Origin of the sequence: Sphingomonas telluris (genome assembly GCF_022568775.1) — a bacterium.
In the GTDB taxonomy this organism is placed as follows: domain Bacteria; phylum Pseudomonadota; class Alphaproteobacteria; order Sphingomonadales; family Sphingomonadaceae; genus Sphingomicrobium; species Sphingomicrobium telluris.
Map to the genome: position 1 here is coordinate 1,180,761 of NZ_JAKZHW010000001.1, position 20,790 is coordinate 1,201,550.

The following is a 20,790-nucleotide window of genomic DNA, read 5'->3' on the forward strand; positions in this document are numbered from 1 at the left end:
TCACTTCGTGAGGCGGTCGACTTTATCGCGAAGCGCCGCAAGCTCCGCCTTCAGCTGATCCAGCTCGTCCTCGTCCGCGGACGGAGTCGGCTTCGCAGCTGCGGCCTTCGGCTTTGGCGTTCCGGCGGAAAATGCGCGGCTCGCGCCTTCGAACATCTCCATGTTCCGCTTGGCGATATCGGCGAAGACCTTGCCGCCGAACGCATCCCGCATGGCACTCTGGTTGCGCTGGAAGGCGTCCATCGCGGCTTCGAGATATTGCGGGACCATGCCCTGCATCGAGTTGCCGTAGAGGCCGATCAGCTGCTTCAGGAAGTTGACCGGAAGCATGGTTGAACCGCGCGCTTCCTCTTCGACGATGATCTGTGTGAGAACCTGACGGGTAATGTCGTCGCCCGTCTTCGCATCGACCACTTCGAACTCGCGTCCCTCGCGAACCATTTCCGCGAGACGGTCGAGCGTGATGTATGCGGAGCTTTCCGTGTCGTAGAGACGACGGTTAGCATATTTCTTGATTGTCACCTTGTCCGAAGACCTGGCCATGAAGCGCTCCGCGAAATCCCAAGACCACCTACTACCGGACGAGTGTGCACCGCAACATGAACGCGCACCAAGGCCGCTTCCGCTTTTTCTCGAAATGGTACGTCGCGTCGGGGAGCAGGATCCGGAAACCGCCCGGGCGGCGCTGAACGGACTGGCAGCGTATGAGCGCGCCCGCCGCCCGGTGTCAGGCCCCGCGATGCCGATTGCCGCCCGTATAGGTTCAGCCGTGCTGCGAGATCATGGCGGCGACGGGCCTCCCGCGGTCCTCGTCCCTTCCCTCATCAATCCGCCGCGCGTGCTTGACCTGGACGAGGAGGTATCGCTCGCCTCCGCGGTTTCGCGGATGGGACGGCGTGCCCTCCTCCTCGACTGGGGCCCGGCTCGCGCGCGTGCCGATCTCGACGTGGGCGGGCACGTGAGCGAACTGCTGGTTCCGCTGCTTCGAAGCCTCGGTGAGGATGTCGCACCCGTCGGCTATTGCCTTGGCGGGACCATGGCGATCGCCGCAGCCAATCTCGTCGAGGTTCAGCGTGTTTGCACCATTGCCTCGCCCTGGAGCTTCGCGGGCTATTCGAAGCAGTCCCGCAATTCCGTCGGCGATCTTTGGCAGGCCGCACGTCAGGCCGCCCTGGCGTTGAACCTTCTTCCGATGGAGGTCCTGCAGGCGGCGTTCTGGTCCCTCGATCCGAAGCGAACCGTCTCAAAGTTCGCACGCTTCTCACTGCTCGATCCGGACAGCGATGATGCGCGGCGCTTCGTCATCCTGGAAGACTGGGCCAATGACGGCGAACCCCTGCCGCTTTCCGGAGCCCGAGAATTGATCGAGGATTTCTTCGGCAAGGACCTGCCCGGCCGCGGCGGGTGGATTGTGGCGGGGAAGACGATCAGCGACGGCTTGAGCGTTCCCCTTCTCAACCTCACCGCGTCCGAAGACCGCATCACGCCTGCGGAAAGCGCAGGCTGCGGAAGCCGCGAGAACATCCCCGCCGGTCACGTCGGAATGGTCGTCGGCTCGGCGCGAGGCCAGCTGCACCGGTCGCTCGCCCGTTTCCTCGACCCCGCTTGCCGCTGACGGTTGCCGTCGCTAAGTCGGCGGCCAAGCACCCGTAGCTCAGCTGGATAGAGCGTTGCCCTCCGAAGGCAAAGGCCACAGGTTCGAATCCTGTCGGGTGCGCCACCCCCATATAGCTGATCCAGCAACCGTAAGTTTACAGCCGCCGTTGCACACTGGTACCTTGAGCCCTCGAAGCATGAGTGGGTGGACCGATGCGGCGGACTTTTGCGTGGTGCCTGGATGATCTGAAGCGCGGCTTGGCGAGCCTAGACGCCAACAAGCTGTTCATGGCACCCTTCGCCTTCTTCATTGCCCTGGCGGTGCTCGATTATTCGGTCGACACCTGGTGCCATGAGTGGCCGAATTCGTTGCGCTGCTCCGTCCGTCATCATCGGACCGTGCTGAAGGCCGACGCCCTGCCCATCACGGGCGACCGGTTCTCCTAACAGTCCGACAAGATTTAAGGCGATCTTTACCAAGACTGGTTACCGCTTCACTCGTGCACAGGGGCGAGGCGAATGTCATCCAGCGTAGAAGTCATTAGCGGAGGCTTGGCTGCTTTCTGGCGTGCCAGTGAAGGGCAAGCGGCCTCGCGAGCGACGATTCTGGTCCCGTTCTACGTCCTGTTGTGCCTGATCAGCCTCCTGCCGTTCGTGCTGATCGCCAATCCCCCGATCGTCGATTTCGCGAACCATGCAGCCCGTCTTTCGCTCGCCTGCAACATTCAGGATCCCGCGGTCGCCGACATGTACGTCTATCGGCTGGGGATCATTCCCAACCTTGCGGTCGACCTGGCGAATGCGCCCCTATGCGGAGTGCTGGGCCCTTCCGCGGTGCTCAAGGCTGTGACCGCGGCGTCATTGGCGCTGATCTATCTTTCTGGCTGGACGATCCAGCGGAAGCTGTTCGGTACCCCGAATGCGTTCCTTCTGCTGCTGCCAGCCGTGGCGTTCAACCTCGTCACGACGATGGGTTACATAAACTTCCTTGCGGGCGCCGCCATCGGCTGCGCGATGATTGCGCTGGCGCTTGGCCGCGAGAAGAAGTTCACCCAATTGCTGCTGATCGGAAACGTCGGCGGAATAGTCCTCTTCTTCTGCCACATCTTCGCGCTGGCTTTCGTCGGCGTCTTCTTCTTCGGCCTTATGCTGCGCGACCAGCCGCGAACGGTCCGGGGTTTGGCAACGGCGGCGCTCAAGACCGCTGCAATGTTCGCGCTGCCGCTGTTGATGGTCCCGCTCGTGCCTAGCGAAGGGAAGCCTCTTGCCATTCACTACATCGGAAAGATCCGGGTGCTTCCAGCGCTGTTCATGGCGCCGCACCCGAACCCCAGCGTGTTCGGTCTGCTGTTTCTTGTGCCGATCTATCTGCTGATCCGGAATCGTCGCGTGGAGATCCACCCCGCGTTGCGAGTGCCGTTGGCCGTTTTGGCACTCTACGTTCTGCTCGTTCCCAACGGCATCCAGGACGCGATCGACATCGATTCCCGGACGGCTATTCCCCTGGCCTATCTGTTCTTCATGTCGCTTCGGCCGATCGACAAGGAGCGAGAGATTTCGGGGACTCTGTTCGGCGCGTCGGCTGCTCTAGTCGGATACGGGGCAGTCATGGCCGTGCTGTTCTGGCTGCCATTCAGCCGCCAGGTGGAGGAGCTGCGCGGCGCGTTCGGAGTTTTGCCGCCCGAAGTCTCAGTCTTTTCGGTGGCAGCGGAGGATGGTCCGCGCATGCGCGTCTTCCCCTTCGGATATAATCACCTGACGAGCTATGCGACCGTGGACCGCCGCGTGTTCAACCCGCTGGAATTCAGCGGCATCGGGATGCAGCCCCTCTCGTCCACGCCGAAGTTCGGGCCGATCGATTCGCCGGGATCATTCCCGGTAACGCCCGCGCAGGCGCGGAAGCTCGAGCACCCCACCGCAGACCTTCAGAACGAGATGCTGAAGGGCAACGGCCGCTTCAAGCTCCGCTGGCCCGAGCATTTCGACTATGTGATCTTCTATCATTTCGGCCATTTCGCCAACTTTCGACCCGAACTGCTGACCGAGGTCCATCGCGGGTCGTTTTTCTCGATCCTGAAGGTCCGCCGGCCGCAGCCGCAGCGCGGCTGACGATCTTAGCGTCTCGTTTACCAAGATCGTGCGACGGCTGGCGCATGGGGTGGATCCGGGAAATGGCGGCATGAAGACGGCGCTCGCGCATACTGCCGCGCCGGATGCGGATGCGATCAAGAGCTATCCGCTCGTCCTCGATCTCGACGGTACGCTGCTGCGAACCGACCTGCTTTACGAGGCCACTCTGCAGTTCCTGAAGCGCCGGCCGTTCGGGATTTTCCTGCTCGCCTGGTGGCTTTGCCGCGGCGTTGCCTACCTCAAGCATCAGGTCGCGATGCGGAGCGATCTCGCCATTCAGCTCCTGCCGGTGAACGAAGCACTGGTCGGATATGCACGCGGCGCCGCAGAAGGCGGGCGCACGGTCATCGCAGCGACCGCCGCGAACCACGAGCTCGCGGCGAAGGTCTGCACACGATTTCCCTTCATCAGCGAAGTCCTGTCGTCCTGCGAGCGGCAGAACCTCAAGGGAACGCGGAAGGCGCAGGTGCTGACGCAGCGTTTCCCGGAAGGCTTCGCCTATGCCGGAGATTCGGCCGCAGACGTGCAGGTGTGGCGCGCCGCCCAATCCGGGGTCTTCGCAGGCCGCGATCCGCACATTCTCGCCGAGCTCAGCAAGAATACAGCGCTGGAAGCCGACTTCAGCAAGCCCAAGCCGAACGTTTCCACCTGGCTGCGCGCCACGCGCGTCCATCAGTGGGCGAAGAACGGACTCCTCTTCCTCCCACTCCTGCTCGCCGGGCAGTTTCTGGATCTCGACCGCTGGTCCGCCTGCATCGCGGCATTCGTCGCCATGGGGCTGACGGCTTCGGCGACGTACATCATCAACGACCTCCTCGATCTCGAGGCCGACCGGCAGCACTGGAGCAAGCGCAGCCGGCCAATCGCCGCCGGCGAAATCGGAATTCCGCAGGCGGTCATCGCATCTATAGTGCTGCTGAGCGCTGGGCTCCTGCTTGCGATCGGGGGCGCCGGCCTGCCGGCTGCCGGACTGCTGGTCGTCTATTGCGCCGTCACGCTCGGCTATTCGCTCAACCTCAAGCGAGTTCCGGTCCTCGACGTCACGGTTCTCGCATCGCTCTTCACATTGCGGCTCGTGCTTGGAGCGGCGGCAGCCCAGGTGCGCATTTCGGCCTGGCTGCTCGTCTTTTCGATGTTCCTCTTCCTCTCGCTTGCTCTCGCCAAACGATCGACGGAGATGGGCCGCAAATCGGCGTCGGGTCATGGCGAAGCACCGAGCCATGGTCGCGGCTACGTTGCCGCCGATGTCCCGCTCATCGCCGGTTTCGGCCTGTCCTCCGCCATCGCGGCGATCCACGTCTTGGTGCTCTACCTGATCAACGACGCCTTCTCCGACAGTCTCTACCGCTTTCCCCAGTTGCTCTGGGTCGCCCCGGTCCTGATCGGCCTTTGGCTTGGCCGCGTGTGGCTGCTGTGCGGGCGCGGGCTGCTGCACGACGATCCCATCCAGTTCGCGGTGTGCGACAAGGTCAGCATCCTGCTGGGTGCCGGAGTCGTCGCCAGTTTTGCCGGCGCCGCGCTGATCCCCTGACGGAACCCCCCTCGCCTCCGCCCCGTTGAGTGGCGGATGATGCATCAACCGCTAACGCCGCCCGACGAATTCTCCGCGCCTGAATCCGCGGAGGGATTCTACGCGGAAGTCATCCGGTTGATGGCGGAATCCGAAATCCCGTTCCTGCTGTCCGGCACTTACGCCTTGTCATGCTACACGGGCATCGTCCGGCCGACGAAGGACGTGGACGTATTCGCCAAGGCGGGCGATGCACTGCGCATCCTGTCCTTCTTCAAGGAACGCGGATTCGACGTTCAGATCGTCGACGAGCGCTGGCTCTACCGTGTGACTCGGGGCGACCTGTTCGTTGATGTCATCACGAACATGCCGACATCCTCCACGCATGTGAACGACGAATGGTTCGCGCATGCGCCCGAGGCTCGCCTGTTCGGGACCAAGGTCCATTTGGTGCCGCCGACCCAGTTCGTCTGGTCGAAGATCTTCGTGGCCGACCGCTACCGCTACGACGGCGCGGACGTGAACCACATGATCCTGAAGCGATCGGAGGACATCGACTGGCAGCAGCTCATCTCGGACATGGAGCTCTACTGGGAAGTCCTGCTGATGGCGGTGCTGAACTTCCGCTTCGTCTACCCCAGCGAGCGCGATCTTGTGCCGCGCTGGGTGATCGACGAACTGCTCGAGCGGCTCAATGCCCAGCTGGAAATGCCGGCCGCCGAGAAGCGGGTCTGCCGCGGACGCATCTTCAGCCCCCGCGACTACATGATCGACGTCGACCAGTGGGGCTTCTCGGAAGCGGTCGGAAATCTCGAAGAAGATTATGCCAACAGGTAATGACACCATCACGGTCGCCGCGATCGGCGATCTCCACGTCACCGAAGGAAGCGTCGCCCCCTACCGGGAGATGTTCGCGGAGATTTCCCGCACGGCCGACGTGCTGGTTTTGTGCGGGGATCTCACCAATTTCGGGAAGACGTCGGAGGCGGAGATCCTGGCCGAGGACATCCGCACCTGCGACATTCCCGTCCTCGGCGTGCTGGGCAATCACGACTACGAATGCGGTCAGCCCGAGAACGTGGCGGCGATCCTGCACGAGGCCGGCATGACGGTGCTCGATGAGCAGGCCGTCGAGGTCCAGGGAGTCGGGTTCGCAGGCGTGAAGGGCTTCGTCGGCGGTTTCGGCCGTGGTGAGCTGGCACCATTCGGCGAGCCCATCATCAAGGCGTTCGTCGACGAAGCGATGAACGAAGCGCGAAAGTTGGAGAATGGCCTGCGGACGCTTCGGACCGAGCGAAGCGTCGCCGTGCTGCATTACTCCCCGATCATTGAGACGCTCGAGGGCGAACCGATCGAGATCTTCCAGTATCTGGGCTCCGCCCGCCTCGCAGACGCGATCGACCGGTTCGACAATGTGAAGGCGGTCGTCCACGGCCACGCGCACCACGGGACATACGAGGGCCGGACACGCCGCGGGACGCCCGTCTACAATGTCGCGCAATTCGTGGTGAAGCCGAAGTTCGGGCGGCCCTACGCCTTGCTGGAGGTGTGATGCGCCACGTCTTCGCCGGGAATCGGCGTCGGCGTGTGAAGCGTTTCGATTACATATAGCCGCTTCACCAGCACGTAGCTGACGACTGTCAGAGGCGCCGCGAGGATCACGCCCAGCGTTCCGAACAAGGCGCCGAACGCAATGAGCGAGAAGAGCAGGACAACCCCGGGGAGATCGACTGCGTATTGCTGGACGAGCGGCGTCAGCAGGTAGCCCTCGAATTGCTGCACCAGGAAGTAGAGCAGCAGCACCCACAGCGCGAGATCGGGGCTCACCGCGAGCGCCAACAGGACCGCCGGTACCATCGACAGGATGGGACCGATGAATGGAATGAATTCGAGGACGCCGGCAAGCAGGCCGAGCGTCAGCGCGGAAGGCATGCCGAGATACCAGAGCCCGATACCGGTCAGCAGTCCGACGGCAACCATCGCGATCAGCTGACCGCGAAGCCAGAGGCGAAGAGCCGTCTCGGACTCCGTGATGGCCTCGAGCGCAAGGTGGCGTTTGCCCGGCGGAATGAGCTTTACTGCACCTGTGAGATAGAAGCGCGGTTGGGTCGCCAGGAATATGCCGGCGACGATGACCACGATGACGTCGGCGATGCCGCTCCCGATGGACAGAACCGTCGCGGCAAAGGCGGAGAAGCTGCTCCCCCCCGGCGCCTTGATGCTCTGCGCCAGATGCTTGACCTGCTCACCAAGGCCGACGTCACCTAGGCGGGCTTCGACCGTCTTCCAGGCGGCGGGCAGTGTCTCCCTGAGCAGGGCGACCTGCTGCACGACGTGCGAGCCGAACAAAGCGACGAGGCCGATGATGATCGCCAACCCAATAGCGATCGACACGACGATGGCAATGCCCTGCCGGCAGCGCACGAGCTTCTCGATGCGGTCGGCGAAAGCGCGGAAGACCGTCGCAACGACGATCGCGCCGAACAGCATGAGCAGCAGCGTTCGGAGCTGCCAGGCGAGGATGACGAGCGTGGTGAGCCCAAGGACGATGAGCACGCGGCGGACGAAACGCCGCTCGTCGCTCATCGGCGCGGGCTCAGCCATGACTCACGCCGAGGGCCACGTCTCGATGATTTCCACGAAGCGCGTCAGCCATGCATTGGTCTGATGCCCGTCAACGACGCGATGGTCGATGGTGAGCGTCACGTAAGCCATTGGGCGGATCAGGATCGCATCTTGCCCATCGACCTCGCGAACGATGACGCGCTTTTCGAGCTTGCCCACCCCAAGGATCGCCGCCTGCCCCTGGTGCAGGATGATCGGCGCAGCGAGCAGCGAGCCCGATACGCCATGATTGGAAATGGTGAAGCTGCCGCCCGAAACGTCGGTGCGCTCCAGCTTGCCGTCGCGTGCGCGGCGAGTGAGATCTTCCAGCTTCGCCCCGACCTGCTCGAGCGAGAGGCTCGCGACATCCTTCACGACGGGTACGACGAGACCCTTTTCGCCGAGCGCCGTGGCGACGCCGACATCGATGGTCGGGGAGATCGCGATCCGGTCCTTTTCCCACCGCCCGTTGATCGCGGGCGCGACGGCCATCGCTTCGCCAACCGCCTTCACGATGTAGGCGGTGTAGCTGAGCTTTTTGCCCTTGGCCGCAAGCGCTGCCTTGTGCGCCGCTATGGCCGAGAAGTCCGCCTCGAACACGGCGGTGACGTGCGGAGCTTCGCTGACGGCGCGCACCATGTTCTCGGCGATCGTCGTCCGCATTCTATCGTGCGGAATGTCCTGCGCGGAAAATTGCCGCGGCTGAGCGGTTGCGGGCTCGCCCACGCTGACAACTGTCGCGGAGGCGACGAGGCGATCGACGTCCTCGCGCGTGATGCGCCCGTTTCGGCCGGTCCCAGCAATGCGTGAAGGATCGATGCCGTGCTGAAGACAGGCGCGGCGGACGGAGGGTGAAAGACGCGTTTCCTGATCGCCCGATAGCGGCGCCGGCCTTGCGACTGCTCGCTCTGCGACCGAAGGAGCGGCTTCAGCCTTCGGCGCGACCTCGGTCGCCGCTACGTCGTCCGTGGAGATGCGACCCAGGAGCGCACCCGGAACCGCCTCCGCGTCCGTGTCGAGCACGATTTCGGATAGCACACCGGCCGCCGGCGCCGACACTTCCTGCGTGACCTTGTCGGTCTCGATCTCGACGAGTGGATCGTTCTCGGCGACCGCATCGCCAATCTGCTTGAGCCAGGCGCGAACGATCGCCTTCGTGCCCTCCTGCTCGTCGGGAACGCGGACGTCGATCAACTCAGAACCCCACCAGGCGGTCGATCTCGGCGCGGATCCGCTCGACCGACGGGACGGCCCATTCCAGCAGCCGCGGGTGATGCGGGCTTGGGATGTCCGGCATGGTCACGCGCGCGACGGGAGCATCGAGGTCCAGGAAGGCCTCGTCGGCGACTACGGCCGCGATTTCCGCACCGAATCCGCCACTGCGCAGGTCTTCGTGCACGATGAGGCAACGACGAGTCCGGCGGACGCTTTCCAGCACCATCTCCCGATCCCACGGCATGAGCGTGCGCAAGTCGATGACGTCGGCGCTGACGCCCTCGGCGGCCGCTTCGCAACGGGGGACCATCGCGCCCCAGGTGACGATGGTGATCTTGTCGCCTTCGCGCGTCTTCTTCGCCCGGCCGAACGGCAGGACGTAGTCGTCCCCGGGCCACGGGCGGCGCGCCCATGAATCGTCGAGCATTGCGCGATGCTCGAAGAAGATCACCGGATCGTTGCCGCGAAGCGAAGCGCGCAGGAGGCCGACCGCATCCGCGGCGTTCGAGGGCACAGCGACGAGCCAGCCGGGATTGTGGACGAATTCCACCTCGTTGGTCTGGCTGTGCCACGGATCGCCCGTCTTCAGGAACCCGCCCGGCATGCGTACTACGATGGGCGCTGCAAAGCGGTTGCGCGTGCGCCAGCGCATCGTGCCGCAGTCGTGGAGCTGCTCGCTCGCGGGCTCGGCATATTTGCGGAACTGGATCTCGGCCACGGGCATGAGGCCCGCGAGAGCCATGCCGACGGCGCGGCCGATGATGCCTTCCTCGTTGAGCGAGGTGTCGAAGACGCGGTCGCGACCAAACTTCTCCTGCAGGCCCAAGGTGACGGCGTGGACGCCGCCCTTCGGCCCGATGTCCTCACCGAACATCAGGACGCGCTCGTTGGACTCGATCTCCTGCTCGAGCGTGCGGCGGATCGCGGTGACCATGTTGATCCGCTGCCCGTCGGTCGCCGCAACGTCCGTGGACGCCGGAGGAGCCCAACCGGCGTTGATCAGCCCGCCGACTTCCTGAACCTCGTCCTCGAAGAAGACATGGCGCGTGACCTGCTCGGGCTCCGAGGTCGGCCGCTGCTGCGCTTCCGCGAGGGCCGCGCCCACTTCCCAGGCGACCTCCCGCTCCAGCCGCTCCCAATCGTCATCGCCGATCTGGAACTTGGCGCAATGCGACTTCAGCTTGGGCAAGGGATCGCGCACCCATTCGGCCTCGATGAACTCCTTGGACTTGTAGGCCTGCGTGTCCTGAAAGCTGTGTCCTTCAAGACGGGGCACGGTGAGCCGCAGCAGCGCGGGCGCGCGCTTGCGGCGTACGAAGTCGACCGCCTCTTCGGTGAGCTGCGCGGCCTGCCCCGGATCTGTGCCGTCGCCGCCCAGGATCGTGAGACCTTTGAAGCTACCGAGGTTCGCCGCGATGTTGCCGCCTGGCGTCTGATATTCGGACGGAACCGAGATGCCGTAGCCATTGTCCTCGATATAAATGAGAAGCGGCAATTGTTGAGTCGTAGCAATGGTTAGTGCGGACCAAAATCCGCCCGTTGCGCAGCTGGCATCGCCGCCGAGCACCACCGCGATGGCGTCTTCCGGCCCTTCGCCCAGCACCTTGCGCTTGTACTCGATCGCCTGCGCCCACCCGACCGACGGCGTGTATTGGGTCCCCACCCCGCCGGCCATCGGCAAGGCAATCGGCCCATCCGGTCCCGGATGGTTGAAGACGGCGCCGATGTCGCGGCCGTCGGAATATCCTCCAGCGAGACCCATCGGCGACCCAAGCGCGTCGGTCAGCGGAACGCCGAGCGTCAGCAGCAGCGGGCGCGACCGATAATAACCGCCGACCGCATCGCCGCGACGAAGCTGAAGTCCCAGCAGAACCTGCGCGAGATCATGGCCTCGCGCGGAGAATTGGTAGAGGACCTTCTTGGCAGGAACGAGCTCCTGCTCTTCGATCCTGTCGAGTTCGCGGCTGGTCAGAACCCAGCGCGCGACGTCGCGCCAATTCACCTTGGACGATACTTTGCCGGGGTCGCGATCTGCCATGACGAGTTACGCGTTCAACGTCTCGACCACGGCGGCGACAAATCGATCGACCTGCGCGTCGCTGAGGCCGACGACGTTGAAGCGGCCGCTGTCCGCCATGTAGATCGCATGCTTCTCACGCAGCGCCAGCACCTGCTCCTTGCTGACCGGCAGCATGGAGAACATGCCGAACTGGCCGCCGATGTAGGCGAGACGCGGGTCGGCCGACGCGATGCGCTGGCGCACGGCATTGATCCGGTCGCGCATCGCGGAAAGCTCGCCCGGCCAGCGCTGCTTCAGTTCCGGGGTGTCGAGGACGATGCGAACGGCCGCGGCGCCGTGATCGGGCGGCATCGACCACATTTCGCGCGCGCGCTGCGACACGTGCGCCATCGCTCGCGCGGTCGCTTCGGCCGAACCCGTCTTGAGGAACAGCGTCCCGACGCGATCGCGATAGACGCTGAAGTTCTTGTCGCAGCTGTGAGCGGCAATGAGCTCGTCGCAAACGTCGAGCAGGCCGTGCAGGCCGCGGGCATCCTGCTCAAGGCCGCGCGCGAAGCCCTGGTAGGCGATGTCGACGAAGGGAAGCAGGCCGCGCTCGACGACGATGCGCGTGACCTCGTCCCACTGGTCGTCGCTGAGATCGGCGCCGGTCGGGTTATGACAGCAGCCGTGGAGGAGAACGACGTCGCCCGGGCGCCCTTCCTTCAGCGCTGAGACCATTGCGTCGAAACGGATGCTTCCGGCCTCGCGGTCGTAATAGGGATATTCGACGATCTGCAGACCGACCGCGCGAATGATCGGCGGGTGGTTCGGCCAGGTGGGCGTGCCGACGATTACGCGCGCCTGCGGGTTCGCGGTCGCAATCAGCTCGAAGCCGAGACGGAGCGCACCGCAGCCGCCCGGGGTCTGCAAGCCGGCGATGCGGGGGTCTTCAGCGTGCCGGCCGAGCGCGATGGGACGCAGAAGCTCCGTGTAGCGCTTGTCGCCCGCCATCCCGAGGTACGATTTCGACTCTTGGGTATCGACGAGGATCTGCTCGGCTTCCTTGATGACCTTGAGGATCGGCGTCCGGCCTTCGCTGTCCCGGAAAACGCCAACTCCGGCGTCGATCTTTTCTGGCCGCGGATCGGCGTTGCAGAGCGCGATCAGCTGAAGGAGGGAATCGGTCTCGACAGCCGGAAGATCGGCCAGTCCACGAGCGCGAGTATCGGTTTCGGTCAGCATGAAACCGCGCTTAGCGCGGCTACGCGTCGTAATCCACTGCGACGCCCTCTCCGACCGGCACGGACTGGCAGGTGAGGACGTAACCGGCGGCGACTTCTTCGTCCGTAAGGCCGTAGCGCGCAGCCATTTCGACCTTGCCGCTGGTCACTTTGGCTCTGCAGGTGGCGCAGACGCCCGCCTTGCAGGCGAAGGGCGCCGGCAGACCGGACGCACGGGCGCTGTCGAGTATGTTGCTCTCGGTGAAAGCGACGCGGCGCGTGCGGCCATCGAGCGTGACCGACATGGTCGCTCCCGCCGCCTTGGTCTGAAGCTGCGCCATCTCGGCTGCGAGCGCGGCGGAAGGACGGTCGGCGGTGAAGCGCTCGATGTGGATGCGCTCCTTGTCGACGTTCCGGTCGAGCAGGGCGCCCTCCGCCGCATCCATCATCGGACCCGGGCCGCAGATGAACCAGGCGTCGACGCTGGAGGGATCGCCGACCAGGGCCGTGATCGCCACGTCGCAGCGCGCGCGGTCGAGCATACCGTTAAACAGGTCGATGTCGCCCTCTTCCTCGGCGAGAAAATGGTGGAGCGAGAGTCGGCCGACGTAGCGGTCCTTCAGGTCGGCAAGCGCATCGAGGAAGATGATCGAGCTGCTGTCGCGATTGCCGTAAAGCAGGGTGAACTGACTCTCCGGCTCTTCCTTCAGTGTGGTCTTGAGCAGCGACAGGACGGGCGTGATGCCGGAACCGCCCGCGATGCCTACGATGTGACGCCTGGCCGATGGCGCGAACTCAGTCGTGAAGCTGCCGTGCGGTGGCATTACTTCGATCGTGTCACCGGCCTTCAGGGCGTCTCCGACCCAGTTGGAGAACAGGCCGCCGGCGATCCGCTTCACGGTCACCATCCAGTCCTGTTCCTCGGGCGCGGTACAGAGCGAGTAGTTGCGGCGCACTTCCTCGCCGTCGATCGTTGCCTTGAGCGTGAGGTGCTGTCCGGCCTTGAACGCGAAGACCTCCCGCAGATCGACCGGCAGGTCGAAGCGGATCGAGTTGGCTTCGGCGGTCTCCGGAACGATCTCCGCCACCTTCAGCGGGTAGAAATGCGCGCTCATTACCAGGTCGCGTCGGGGTAGGTGCGCGGCAGGAACTGCATCACCGCTAGCAGGTGCCCGAGATGCTCACTGTGGTGGCCGCGGCGGCCGCCGAGGATCGGGCGCTGGTCGGCAGGGACTTCGAGCTTCGCCGCGGCGAGGACGCCCGCGATCGCTGAGCGATATTCGTCTTCGAATTCACGCGGGTCCGGGGCGATGCCGCGATCGATCAACTTCTGAAGCTCGTCATCCACCTCGAACAGCTCCGGGACGAAGCGCCAGTTCCAGTCGAGCCCTTCCGCCATTCGTTGGGCGCTTTCCTCGGTGCCGTCACCCAGGCGGACGACCCACTCGGCCGACAGCTCGCGATGGTAGGCGACTTCCTTCACCGCTTTCGCTGCGAACTCGGCGAGGAAGCGGTCGCTCGACAGTGTCAGGCGCTGGAACAGCATGTGCTGCCACGTCGAGAACAGCAGATGCCGCGCCATCGTGCGTCCGAAGTCGCCGTTCGGCTGCTCGACGAGCAGGCAGTTCCGAAAGTCGAGAACGTCGCGGTGGAACGCCAGCTTGTCACCGTCGCCCGCCTCCTCCAGCAAATGCGTGGCTTGTCCGATCAGGTCGAGCGACAGGTTTGCAAGGCTGAGGTCGACCTCCAGCACCGGCGCATGGCCGCACCATTCGCTGAGGCGCTGACCCAGGATCAGCGAGTCGTCGCCGAGGCGGAGCAAATAGTCGAAGCGCGCGGCATCCGGCTCCCCGGCGGACGGCGCGTCGAAACTGCCCTTCCCGGTCGCTCCGGTCGGCAGGTCGATCGGCGGCAGCGAAGCCATCAGATGTGCTTCACCTCGTCCGGGATGTCGTAGAAGGTCGGGTGCCGATAGATCTTGTCGGCCGCCGGCTCGAACAGCGCGCCCGCCTGCTCAGGGTCGGAGGCAACGATCTCCGCCGAGGGGACGACCCAGATGCTCACGCCTTCCTGGCGCCGCGTGTACGTGTCGCGCGCGTGGCGGAGCGCGAGCTCCGCGTCAGGAGCATGAACGCTGCCAAAGTGGCGATGCGAAAGACCGCCCTTGGTACGGACGAAGACTTCCCAGAGCGGCCAGTCATGGCTCACGCCGCCTTCCTTTCGCGGCGCTTGGCTTCATGCGCGGCAGCCGCGTCGCGGACCCAGGCGCCGTCTTCCCAGGCCTTGCGCCGAGCTTCCATGCGCTCCTTGGCGACCGGCCCCTCGCCGCGAACGACCGAGTAAAATTCCTCCCAGTCGACCTCGCCGAAGTCGTAGCCGCCTTTTTCCTCGTTCCACTTGAGGTCGGCGTCGGGGACGGTCAGCCCGAGGAAGTCGGCCTGCGGAACGGTGATGTCGACGAACTTCTGGCGGAGCTCGTCATTGGTCTCGCGCTTGATCCGCCAGCGCATCGACTGCGCCGTGTTGGGGCTGTCCGCGTCGGGCGGGCCGAACATCATCAGCGACGGCCACCACCAGCGGTTGAGCGCGTCCTGCGCCATCCGCTTCTGCTCGGCCGTGCCGTTCGCCATGGCAATCATGATTTCGTAGCCCTGGCGCTGGTGGAAGCTCTCTTCCTTGCACACTCGCACCATAGCGCGGGCGTAGGGACCGTAGCTCGTCCGCTGCAGCGGCACCTGGTTCATGATCGCGGCGCCGTCGACCAGCCAGCCGATCGCGCCGATGTCCGCCCAAGTGAGCGTCGGATAGTTGAAGATGGTCGAGTACTTAGCCTTGCCGCTGTGCAGCGCCTCGATCATCTGGTCGCGGCTCGTGCCGAGCGTCTCGGCAGCGCAATAGAGGTAGAGCCCGTGTCCGGCCTCGTCCTGCACCTTGGCGAGCAGGATCGCCTTGCGCCGCAGAGACGGAGCGCGAGTGATCCAATTGCCCTCCGGAAGCATGCCGACGATTTCGCTGTGCGCATGCTGCGAGATCTGCCGCGTCAGCGTGCGGCGATAGGCCTCGGGCATCCAGTCCTTGGGCTCGATGAACTCGTCCGCCGCGACGCGCGCCTCGAAAGCTTCGAGGAGCTTGGGGTCCTCGAGGTTCTCGATCTTCGCCGTCTTCTGAAGCTCGGTCGTATACATGGCGTGCGATGTACCTCTGTCAGCCTTAACGTTCAAACATCGACAACAGCACCGCCTATGGTGCGGGAATAGCCGGTGAATTCGGCGATCGGGCGACCGTCCGCCGTTCTGACGAACACTCTCGTCACGCCACTCCGGCCAACGCGTGTGGTCTCCTCGGCTTCGGCGATCAGGGTCTCGCCTTCCTTTGCCGCATCCAGGAAGACGATGGATGCCTGAGCGGCCACGGTCCGCACGTTTCCGCCATTGCAGGCATAAGCGAACGCCGTGTCGGCCAGGCTGAACACGATCCCGCCATGCGCGATGCGATGCCCGTTCAACATGTCCTCGCGCAGCGTCATTCGGATTCGGGCGTAGCCGAGCCGGGCCTCCTCGATCTCAATGCCCCACGCCGGCCCTGTGCCTTCCGACGCGAGCATCTCATGCGCCACGCGATCGGCGAGATCGTCCGCGTCCACCTTTCCTCCCCTTGACCGGGCCGTCACCTTGCTTCTTCCCTGCCGGGAAATCGGGGAGAGCGCCATGGGCGAGTACGAGCACATCATCTTCGAACAGGAGGACGGCGTTGCGCGCATCACGCTGAACCGTCCGGACCGCCTCAACAGCTTCACCGCCGCGATGCACCAGGAAGTTCGCGACGCACTACGCGAGCATGTCGGCGACGCGCGTGTGATCGTCCTGACGGGTGCAGGTCGCGGCTTCTGCGCCGGGCAGGACCTCAACGATCGTGCGGTGACGACCGAGGAACATCCGATCGACCTCGGCATGACCGTCGAGACGTGCTGGAATCCGCTGATCCGGCGGCTGACCAGCATGCCGCAGCCGGTAATCGCGCGCGTCAACGGCGTCGCCGCCGGCGCAGGCGCCAATGTCGCGCTCGCCTGCGACATCGTCGTGGCGGCCCGGTCGGCGAAGTTCATCCAGAGCTTCTCGGCCATCGGCCTAATTCCGGACAGCGGCGGCACCTGGATCCTTCCCCGCCTCCTCGGCCATGCCCGCGCCCTCGGGCTGGCGCTGACCGGAGACCCGCTTCCGGCAGAGACGGCTGAGGAATGGGGCATGATCTGGAAGTGCGTCGACGACGAAGCTCTCGACGATGAGGTGGACGCCTTGGCGCGAAAGCTGGCATCGCTCCCGCCGCTTGGGCTGGCAGCGATCAAGGAAATGATGCGCGCGAGCTGGGGGCACACGCTCGACGAAGAACTCAATCACCAGCGCGATCGCATGCGTCGCCTTGGCTACACCGCCGACTATCGCGAAGGGGTCGCTGCTTTCCTGGAGAAACGGCAGCCGAATTTCGTCGGACGCTGATCGGTCCGATCCGGATGCGCTCCCGAATGCCAGTCAGTCGGGCGCGCGCTACTCACCGGCCATGCGGCTTCACCACATGGTCCTACTGGCCTGTCTTCTGATCGGCGTGTTTTGAGGGCCTAGCCCTCGATCACGACTTCCGTGCCGAGCTTCGTCAGCCCGTACAGCTTTTCGGCGAACTTCATCGGCATGCGAATGCAGCCGTGGCTCGCCGGATAGCCCGGGTTATTCCCGCCGTGGAACGCGATGCCGTACTCGTCGATTCGCTGCATGAAGGGCATCGGCGCGTTGCCGTACTTCTTGGAGCGGTACATCGGCCGCTTCTCCTGAATCTTCCAGAAGCCCAGCGGCGTGACCATCCCCGTCTTGGCGCTCGAGATCGACGCAGCGCCGACCAACACATCGCCGCGATAGGCGTAGGCAGTCTGAGTCACCAGATCCACGACGATCTTGGGATCGCCTTCCTTCGGCACGCTCTCGGCCCAAACGTAGTTGCCGGGCGTGAGCCAGGCGCGACCGAACGTATCGACCATCGCCTTGTGCGCTTTCTCGGAAAATCCGTTGGTCCAGCGATACGGAACCGGCTGCGGTTCCGGCTGCGCAATCACCGGCGCAACAGGTGGCGGCGGCGCCGTTTCGCAGCCCGCTAAAAGAGCGGCGCTAACCACCGCTAAACCCTTGATCAGTTTATGCATTTTTAACCCGCATCTGGCCTTCGCGGGAGGTAGGATTGCCGCAACTTTTCGGGTTGCACAAGCGCGATCAGCTTTTCCGGCTGACCGCCTCGCTGAACTTGCCTCGCAGCCAGTGTAGGAAGATGAGCATCAGCGCCGTAGCAGCCGTATCCGCGATCCAGTCGAGTGGATCGCTATCGCGGTGCAGCGAGGGCACATATTGCACCAGCTCGATGAACGCTCCGAAGAGCGACAGCCCGGTGCCGAGATAGACCGGGCTCGTCGTCGGGTAAGCGAAGGAGGCCAAGGCAGCCAGCGTCAGGAACGCTGCAATGTGCTGGACCTTGTCGGACGGCGCTCCGGGCACCTCCGGCGGGTGCGGCAGGATCGCCATGACGAATGCGAACAAGGCCGCGGCCCAGAAAGCGATGCGAAGAATCGCGAGGCGACGCTGCGGGCTCATGACCTGCGTAACTAGGGACCGCCAGCCGCGAGTTGAAGCGCGGATTCGTCGGAAGTGGATTGCGTCGCCGCATTGCTGCTCCCAATGACGGCGCGACAGAGGTGAGGCGATGAAGACCGTTCAGCTACTCAACTACGCGCTCGACAGCTGGACGCCCGGCGGAGGCCAGCTCGCGGAAATCGCCAGCGCCATCGACGGGTCGCCGGTTGCAACGACCAGCTCGGGCGGCCTGGATTTCGGCGGCATGCTCAAGCACGCCCGTGAAGTCGGCGGCCCGGCACTGCGCAAGTTGACCTTCCACGAACGCGCGCGGATGCTGAAGGCGCTCGGTCAGGCGATCATGGCGCGCAAGGAAGAGCTGTACGAGCTCAACTATTTGACCGGCGCCACGCGCAAGGACGGATGGATCGATATCGAGGGCGGCGCGGGCACGCTCTTTTCCTTCTCGTCGAAGGGCCGGCGCGAGCTTCCGGACGCGCATGTGCTGATGGATGGGGCGCTCGAGCCGCTGTCGAAGAACGGCACGTTCGTCGGCCAGCACATCTACACATCGCTGCAGGGCGCGGCGGTTCACATCAATGCCTTCAACTTTCCCGTCTGGGGCATGCTGGAAAAGCTCGCCCCTACCCTGCTTGCGGGCGTGCCGGCGATCGTGAAGCCCGCGTCGGCGACCGCTTATCTGACCGAAGCGGCGTTCCGGGTGATGATCGAGAGCGGCGTGCTGCCAACGGGCGCCGTCCAGCTGATCGTCGGAGGAGTCGGCGACCTGTTCGATCATCTGACGGGACAGGACGTCGTCAGCTTCACGGGATCGGCGTCGACGGCACTCAAGCTGCGCACGCATCCCGTGGTGATGCGCGAGTCCGTGCGCTTCATAGCCGAGCAGGACAGCCTAAACGCCTCGGTGCTTGGGCCCGACGCAGCGCCGGGCACGCCGGAATTCGACCTGTTCGTCCGCGAGGTCGCGATCGAGATGACGGTGAAGGCTGGGCAGAAGTGCACCGCGATCCGTCGCGCGATGGCCCCGGCGCAATATCTCGATGCGGTGCAGGAGGCCTTGGCAGACCGGCTTGCAAGCACAAAGGTCGGGGATCCGCGGGCCGAGGACACGCGGATGGGCGCACTCGTCAGCACCGCGCAGCGCGAAGATGTGCGCCAGAAGATCGCCGAACTCGAAGCGGCCGGCGCCCGCATCGTCGCGGGAGATCCGGCGGCCGAGCCAGCACTCGCAGGCGGCGCTTTCCTTTCACCCGTGCTGCTACGCGCCGACGATCCATGGGCGACCCAAGCCGTCCACGACGTGGAGCCGTTCGGGCCGGTGTCCACGATCATGCCCTATCGCGACATGGACGATGCGATCGCCCTTGCGAACCGCGGCAAGGGAAGCCTTGCGCTGTCGCTGTTCACGCTCTCGCCGGACGCCGCACAGGAGTTCGTGCGTGGGGCGGCCGCCTATCACGGGCGGATGCTCGTGATCGACCGGACGAACCACAAGGAATCGACGGGGCACGGTTCGCCCTTGCCCGTTCTCGTCCACGGCGGCCCAGGCCGCGCCGGCGGCGGCGAGGAGATGGGCGGCATCCGGGGCGTGAAGCACTATATGCAGCGGACGGCGATCCAGTCATCGCCGACAATGATCGCCGCGATCACCGGGCAGTACGTTCCCGGCGGTCCGAAGCACGTCATCGACGTCCACCCGTTCCGGCTGAAGATGTCCGAGCTGAACATCGGCGACACCTGGGAAACGCCGAGCCGGACGGTCAGCGTCCAGGACATCGAGCATTTCGCGGAGTTCACGGGCGACAAGTTCTACGCTCACATGGACGAGGAGGCGGCGAAGGCGTCGCCGATCTTCGAAGGCCGGGTTGCGCACGGCTATCTCATCCTGAGCTTCGCCGCAGGGCTGTTCGTCGATCCCGATCCTGGTCCCGTACTGGCCAACACCGGCCTCGAGAATTTGCGCTTTCTGACGCCGCTCTATCCGGGCGACTCCCTGCGCGTCGAACTCACGGTGCGTTCCAAGTCGATCAAGTCAGAGGAAACCGGACAGGTTCGGTGGGCCGTGGAAGTCTACAACCAGAAGGACGAACTCGTCGCGACCTACGACCTTCTGACTGAGAATGTGCCCTAACGGCCGATCCAGCCGAGCAGGTAAAGGATCAGCAGCGTTCCGAGCGCGGTAATCAGCAGGGACGACGCGCACCCGAGGCGATTGGAGAAGAAAAGAAACATGGCTGTCGAATGACGGCCGCGCCTACAGGTTCCGAACCAGCTTCGTCGCCACTGCAATCCACTGCGGATTCGTTACCACCTGCTGCCTTCCGCCTGCACCGAGCGGGAGCAGGTGTAGCTTCTCATCGTCGCGCCCGATCAGCCGGCCGAACTGGAACCGCCCGGCGGGCCGTGGAACGAGCACGTCGCGGTTCATGGCTCGCGCAAATTCATCCGCCTCGATCATCTCGCACCAGATCTCGTCTCCCGAGCGGTAGTCGCCGGTGCTCGCCGCGACGGTAATTGCCGCCTGGTCGCCCTTGGGCCGTGGAGCCATGACCACTGCGGTCTTCCGGGGCGCCGAGGCCCCGCCGGGGCCGAGCACAGCTACGACGGGCAGCTCGGCCTTGCCCGCCCCGCCAGCCACCAAATCGTTCGCGTCGACGCCGAGCGCGTCGGCGATGCGGTTGAGCCATCCGACCGATACGGTGCGCATTCCCGTTTCGAGCCGACCGATCGTCTGCGGGGTCGTGGCGGGTTTGCAGGCCTTCGCAACGTCGTCGAGCGTCATCCCCTTCGCCCGCCGCACTTCGCGAATTCGTGTGATCATGAGCCCCCCTGCGCAAAAGGCGCGAACCAATATGGTTTTTCTTCTGTCCTACAGATTCG

21 protein-coding genes and 1 tRNA gene are annotated in these 20,790 nt (G+C 64.6%); 9 read left to right on the forward strand and 13 right to left on the reverse strand.

Going from position 1 to position 20,790, the window contains the following annotated elements; translation table 11 throughout:
• A complete protein-coding gene (gene phaR / locus LZ016_RS05960; protein WP_241446469.1) occupies nucleotides 1–543 on the reverse strand; it encodes a polyhydroxyalkanoate synthesis repressor PhaR in 543 nt (180 codons plus the stop codon).
• Between the two features lie 226 nt (nucleotides 544–769).
• On the opposite strand from phaR, the gene LZ016_RS05965 reads away from it, so the two are divergent.
• The 7 genes from LZ016_RS05965 (at nucleotide 770) to LZ016_RS05995 (ending at nucleotide 6,788) form a co-directional block, all read left to right on the forward strand.
• Nucleotides 770–1,615: an alpha/beta hydrolase gene (locus tag LZ016_RS05965; protein ID WP_241446470.1), complete on the forward strand. Its 846-nt coding sequence runs from the start codon at nucleotides 770–772 to the stop codon at nucleotides 1,613–1,615.
• Nucleotides 1,616–1,643: 28 nt separating this feature from the next.
• Nucleotides 1,644–1,720 (forward strand) — tRNA-Arg (locus LZ016_RS05970).
• An 89-nt stretch (nucleotides 1,721–1,809) separates the two neighbouring features.
• Entirely contained in the window at nucleotides 1,810–2,043 is a 234-nt protein-coding gene (locus tag LZ016_RS05975; RefSeq protein WP_241446471.1) for a hypothetical protein, read from the forward strand.
• 105 nt (nucleotides 2,044–2,148) lie between these two features.
• A complete protein-coding gene (locus LZ016_RS05980) occupies nucleotides 2,149–3,705 on the forward strand; it encodes a hypothetical protein (RefSeq protein WP_241446472.1) in 1,557 nt (518 codons plus the stop codon).
• Nucleotides 3,706–3,775: 70 nt separating this feature from the next.
• Nucleotides 3,776–5,257, forward strand: coding sequence for a UbiA family prenyltransferase (locus LZ016_RS05985; protein ID WP_241446473.1), 1,482 nt, complete (start codon nucleotides 3,776–3,778; stop codon nucleotides 5,255–5,257).
• A gap of 36 nt (nucleotides 5,258–5,293) precedes the next feature.
• Entirely contained in the window at nucleotides 5,294–6,073 is a 780-nt protein-coding gene (locus LZ016_RS05990; protein ID WP_241446474.1) for a nucleotidyltransferase family protein, read from the forward strand.
• A complete protein-coding gene (locus LZ016_RS05995) occupies nucleotides 6,060–6,788 on the forward strand; it encodes a metallophosphoesterase family protein (RefSeq protein WP_241446475.1) in 729 nt (242 codons plus the stop codon). The genes LZ016_RS05990 and LZ016_RS05995 overlap by 14 nt, the downstream gene beginning before the upstream one ends.
• Here LZ016_RS05995 and LZ016_RS06000 read toward each other — a convergent pair.
• From LZ016_RS06000 to paaI, 9 genes are read right to left on the reverse strand one after another with little or no spacing between them, the layout of a single operon-like run.
• Entirely contained in the window at nucleotides 6,767–7,840 is a 1,074-nt protein-coding gene (locus tag LZ016_RS06000; protein WP_241446476.1) for an AI-2E family transporter, read from the reverse strand. The two genes, LZ016_RS05995 and LZ016_RS06000, sit on opposite strands and share 22 nt — an antisense overlap.
• A 3-nt stretch (nucleotides 7,841–7,843) precedes the next feature.
• A complete protein-coding gene (locus LZ016_RS06005) occupies nucleotides 7,844–9,034 on the reverse strand; it encodes a dihydrolipoamide acetyltransferase family protein (protein WP_241446478.1) in 1,191 nt (396 codons plus the stop codon).
• A gap of 1 nt (nucleotide 9,035) precedes the next feature.
• Nucleotides 9,036–11,093, reverse strand: coding sequence for an alpha-ketoacid dehydrogenase subunit alpha/beta (locus LZ016_RS06010; protein ID WP_241446479.1), 2,058 nt, complete (start codon nucleotides 11,091–11,093; stop codon nucleotides 9,036–9,038).
• A gap of 6 nt (nucleotides 11,094–11,099) precedes the next feature.
• On the reverse strand, nucleotides 11,100–12,299 hold the full coding sequence (locus LZ016_RS06015; protein WP_241446480.1) for an amino acid aminotransferase: 1,200 nt from the start codon (nucleotides 12,297–12,299) through the stop codon (nucleotides 11,100–11,102).
• A 19-nt stretch (nucleotides 12,300–12,318) separates the two neighbouring features.
• Entirely contained in the window at nucleotides 12,319–13,392 is a 1,074-nt protein-coding gene (locus tag LZ016_RS06020) for a ferredoxin--NADP reductase (RefSeq protein ID WP_241446481.1), read from the reverse strand.
• Complete coding sequence (gene paaC, locus LZ016_RS06025; protein WP_241446482.1) at nucleotides 13,392–14,201, reverse strand: 1,2-phenylacetyl-CoA epoxidase subunit PaaC; 810 nt, start codon at nucleotides 14,199–14,201, stop codon at nucleotides 13,392–13,394. Before paaC ends, LZ016_RS06020 begins: the two co-directional genes overlap by 1 nt.
• Nucleotides 14,201–14,485 (reverse strand): 1,2-phenylacetyl-CoA epoxidase subunit PaaB, encoded by a 285-nt coding sequence (gene paaB / locus LZ016_RS06030; protein WP_241446483.1) that lies wholly within the window; start codon nucleotides 14,483–14,485, stop codon nucleotides 14,201–14,203. Before paaB ends, paaC begins: the two co-directional genes overlap by 1 nt.
• Nucleotides 14,482–15,462: a 1,2-phenylacetyl-CoA epoxidase subunit PaaA gene (paaA, locus tag LZ016_RS06035; protein ID WP_241446484.1), complete on the reverse strand. Its 981-nt coding sequence runs from the start codon at nucleotides 15,460–15,462 to the stop codon at nucleotides 14,482–14,484. Before paaA ends, paaB begins: the two co-directional genes overlap by 4 nt.
• A gap of 32 nt (nucleotides 15,463–15,494) precedes the next feature.
• Entirely contained in the window at nucleotides 15,495–15,920 is a 426-nt protein-coding gene (gene paaI, locus LZ016_RS06040; RefSeq protein ID WP_241446486.1) for a hydroxyphenylacetyl-CoA thioesterase PaaI, read from the reverse strand.
• Between the two features lie 64 nt (nucleotides 15,921–15,984).
• Between paaI and paaG the strand changes: the two genes are divergently transcribed.
• Nucleotides 15,985–16,773: a 2-(1,2-epoxy-1,2-dihydrophenyl)acetyl-CoA isomerase PaaG gene (gene paaG / locus LZ016_RS06045; protein WP_241446488.1), complete on the forward strand. Its 789-nt coding sequence runs from the start codon at nucleotides 15,985–15,987 to the stop codon at nucleotides 16,771–16,773.
• 119 nt (nucleotides 16,774–16,892) lie between these two features.
• Here paaG and LZ016_RS06050 read toward each other — a convergent pair whose 3' ends face one another.
• On the reverse strand, nucleotides 16,893–17,468 hold the full coding sequence (locus LZ016_RS06050) for a L,D-transpeptidase family protein (protein ID WP_241446490.1): 576 nt from the start codon (nucleotides 17,466–17,468) through the stop codon (nucleotides 16,893–16,895).
• Between the two features lie 67 nt (nucleotides 17,469–17,535).
• Nucleotides 17,536–17,910 carry a VanZ family protein gene (locus tag LZ016_RS06055; protein ID WP_241446491.1) on the reverse strand — a complete coding sequence of 125 codons (375 nt, stop codon included), beginning with the start codon at nucleotides 17,908–17,910 and terminating at the stop codon, nucleotides 17,536–17,538.
• 109 nt (nucleotides 17,911–18,019) lie between these two features.
• On the opposite strand from LZ016_RS06055, the gene paaZ reads away from it, so the two are divergent.
• Complete coding sequence (paaZ, locus tag LZ016_RS06060; RefSeq protein WP_241446492.1) at nucleotides 18,020–20,041, forward strand: phenylacetic acid degradation bifunctional protein PaaZ; 2,022 nt, start codon at nucleotides 18,020–18,022, stop codon at nucleotides 20,039–20,041.
• Nucleotides 20,042–20,164: 123 nt separating this feature from the next.
• Here the strand turns inward: paaZ and LZ016_RS06065 are convergent, their stop codons facing one another.
• Nucleotides 20,165–20,731 carry a helix-turn-helix domain-containing protein gene (locus LZ016_RS06065; RefSeq protein WP_241446493.1) on the reverse strand — a complete coding sequence of 189 codons (567 nt, stop codon included), beginning with the start codon at nucleotides 20,729–20,731 and terminating at the stop codon, nucleotides 20,165–20,167.
• Nucleotides 20,732–20,790: the final 59 nt, after the last annotated feature.

Bases quoted from the DNA above. Each gene is read 5' to 3' on its own strand.
- phaR (WP_241446469.1), bottom strand. From the start codon at position 543: ATGGCCAGGTCTTCGGACAAGGTGACAATCAAGAAATATGCTAACCGT.
- LZ016_RS05975 (WP_241446471.1), top strand. From the start codon at position 1,810: ATGCGGCGGACTTTTGCGTGGTGCCTGGATGATCTGAAGCGCGGCTTG.
- LZ016_RS05985 (WP_241446473.1), top strand. From the start codon at position 3,776: ATGAAGACGGCGCTCGCGCATACTGCCGCGCCGGATGCGGATGCGATC.
- LZ016_RS05990 (WP_241446474.1), top strand. From the start codon at position 5,294: ATGATGCATCAACCGCTAACGCCGCCCGACGAATTCTCCGCGCCTGAA.
- LZ016_RS05995 (WP_241446475.1), top strand. From the start codon at position 6,060: ATGCCAACAGGTAATGACACCATCACGGTCGCCGCGATCGGCGATCTC.
- LZ016_RS06000 (WP_241446476.1), bottom strand. From the start codon at position 7,840: ATGGCTGAGCCCGCGCCGATGAGCGACGAGCGGCGTTTCGTCCGCCGC.
- LZ016_RS06010 (WP_241446479.1), bottom strand. From the start codon at position 11,093: ATGGCAGATCGCGACCCCGGCAAAGTATCGTCCAAGGTGAATTGGCGC.
- LZ016_RS06015 (WP_241446480.1), bottom strand. From the start codon at position 12,299: ATGCTGACCGAAACCGATACTCGCGCTCGTGGACTGGCCGATCTTCCG.
- LZ016_RS06020 (WP_241446481.1), bottom strand. From the start codon at position 13,392: ATGAGCGCGCATTTCTACCCGCTGAAGGTGGCGGAGATCGTTCCGGAG.
- paaC (WP_241446482.1), bottom strand. From the start codon at position 14,201: ATGGCTTCGCTGCCGCCGATCGACCTGCCGACCGGAGCGACCGGGAAG.
- paaA (WP_241446484.1), bottom strand. From the start codon at position 15,462: ATGTATACGACCGAGCTTCAGAAGACGGCGAAGATCGAGAACCTCGAG.
- paaG (WP_241446488.1), top strand. From the start codon at position 15,985: ATGGGCGAGTACGAGCACATCATCTTCGAACAGGAGGACGGCGTTGCG.
- LZ016_RS06050 (WP_241446490.1), bottom strand. From the start codon at position 17,468: ATGCATAAACTGATCAAGGGTTTAGCGGTGGTTAGCGCCGCTCTTTTA.
- LZ016_RS06055 (WP_241446491.1), bottom strand. From the start codon at position 17,910: ATGAGCCCGCAGCGTCGCCTCGCGATTCTTCGCATCGCTTTCTGGGCC.
- paaZ (WP_241446492.1), top strand. From the start codon at position 18,020: ATGAAGACCGTTCAGCTACTCAACTACGCGCTCGACAGCTGGACGCCC.
- LZ016_RS06065 (WP_241446493.1), bottom strand. From the start codon at position 20,731: ATGATCACACGAATTCGCGAAGTGCGGCGGGCGAAGGGGATGACGCTC.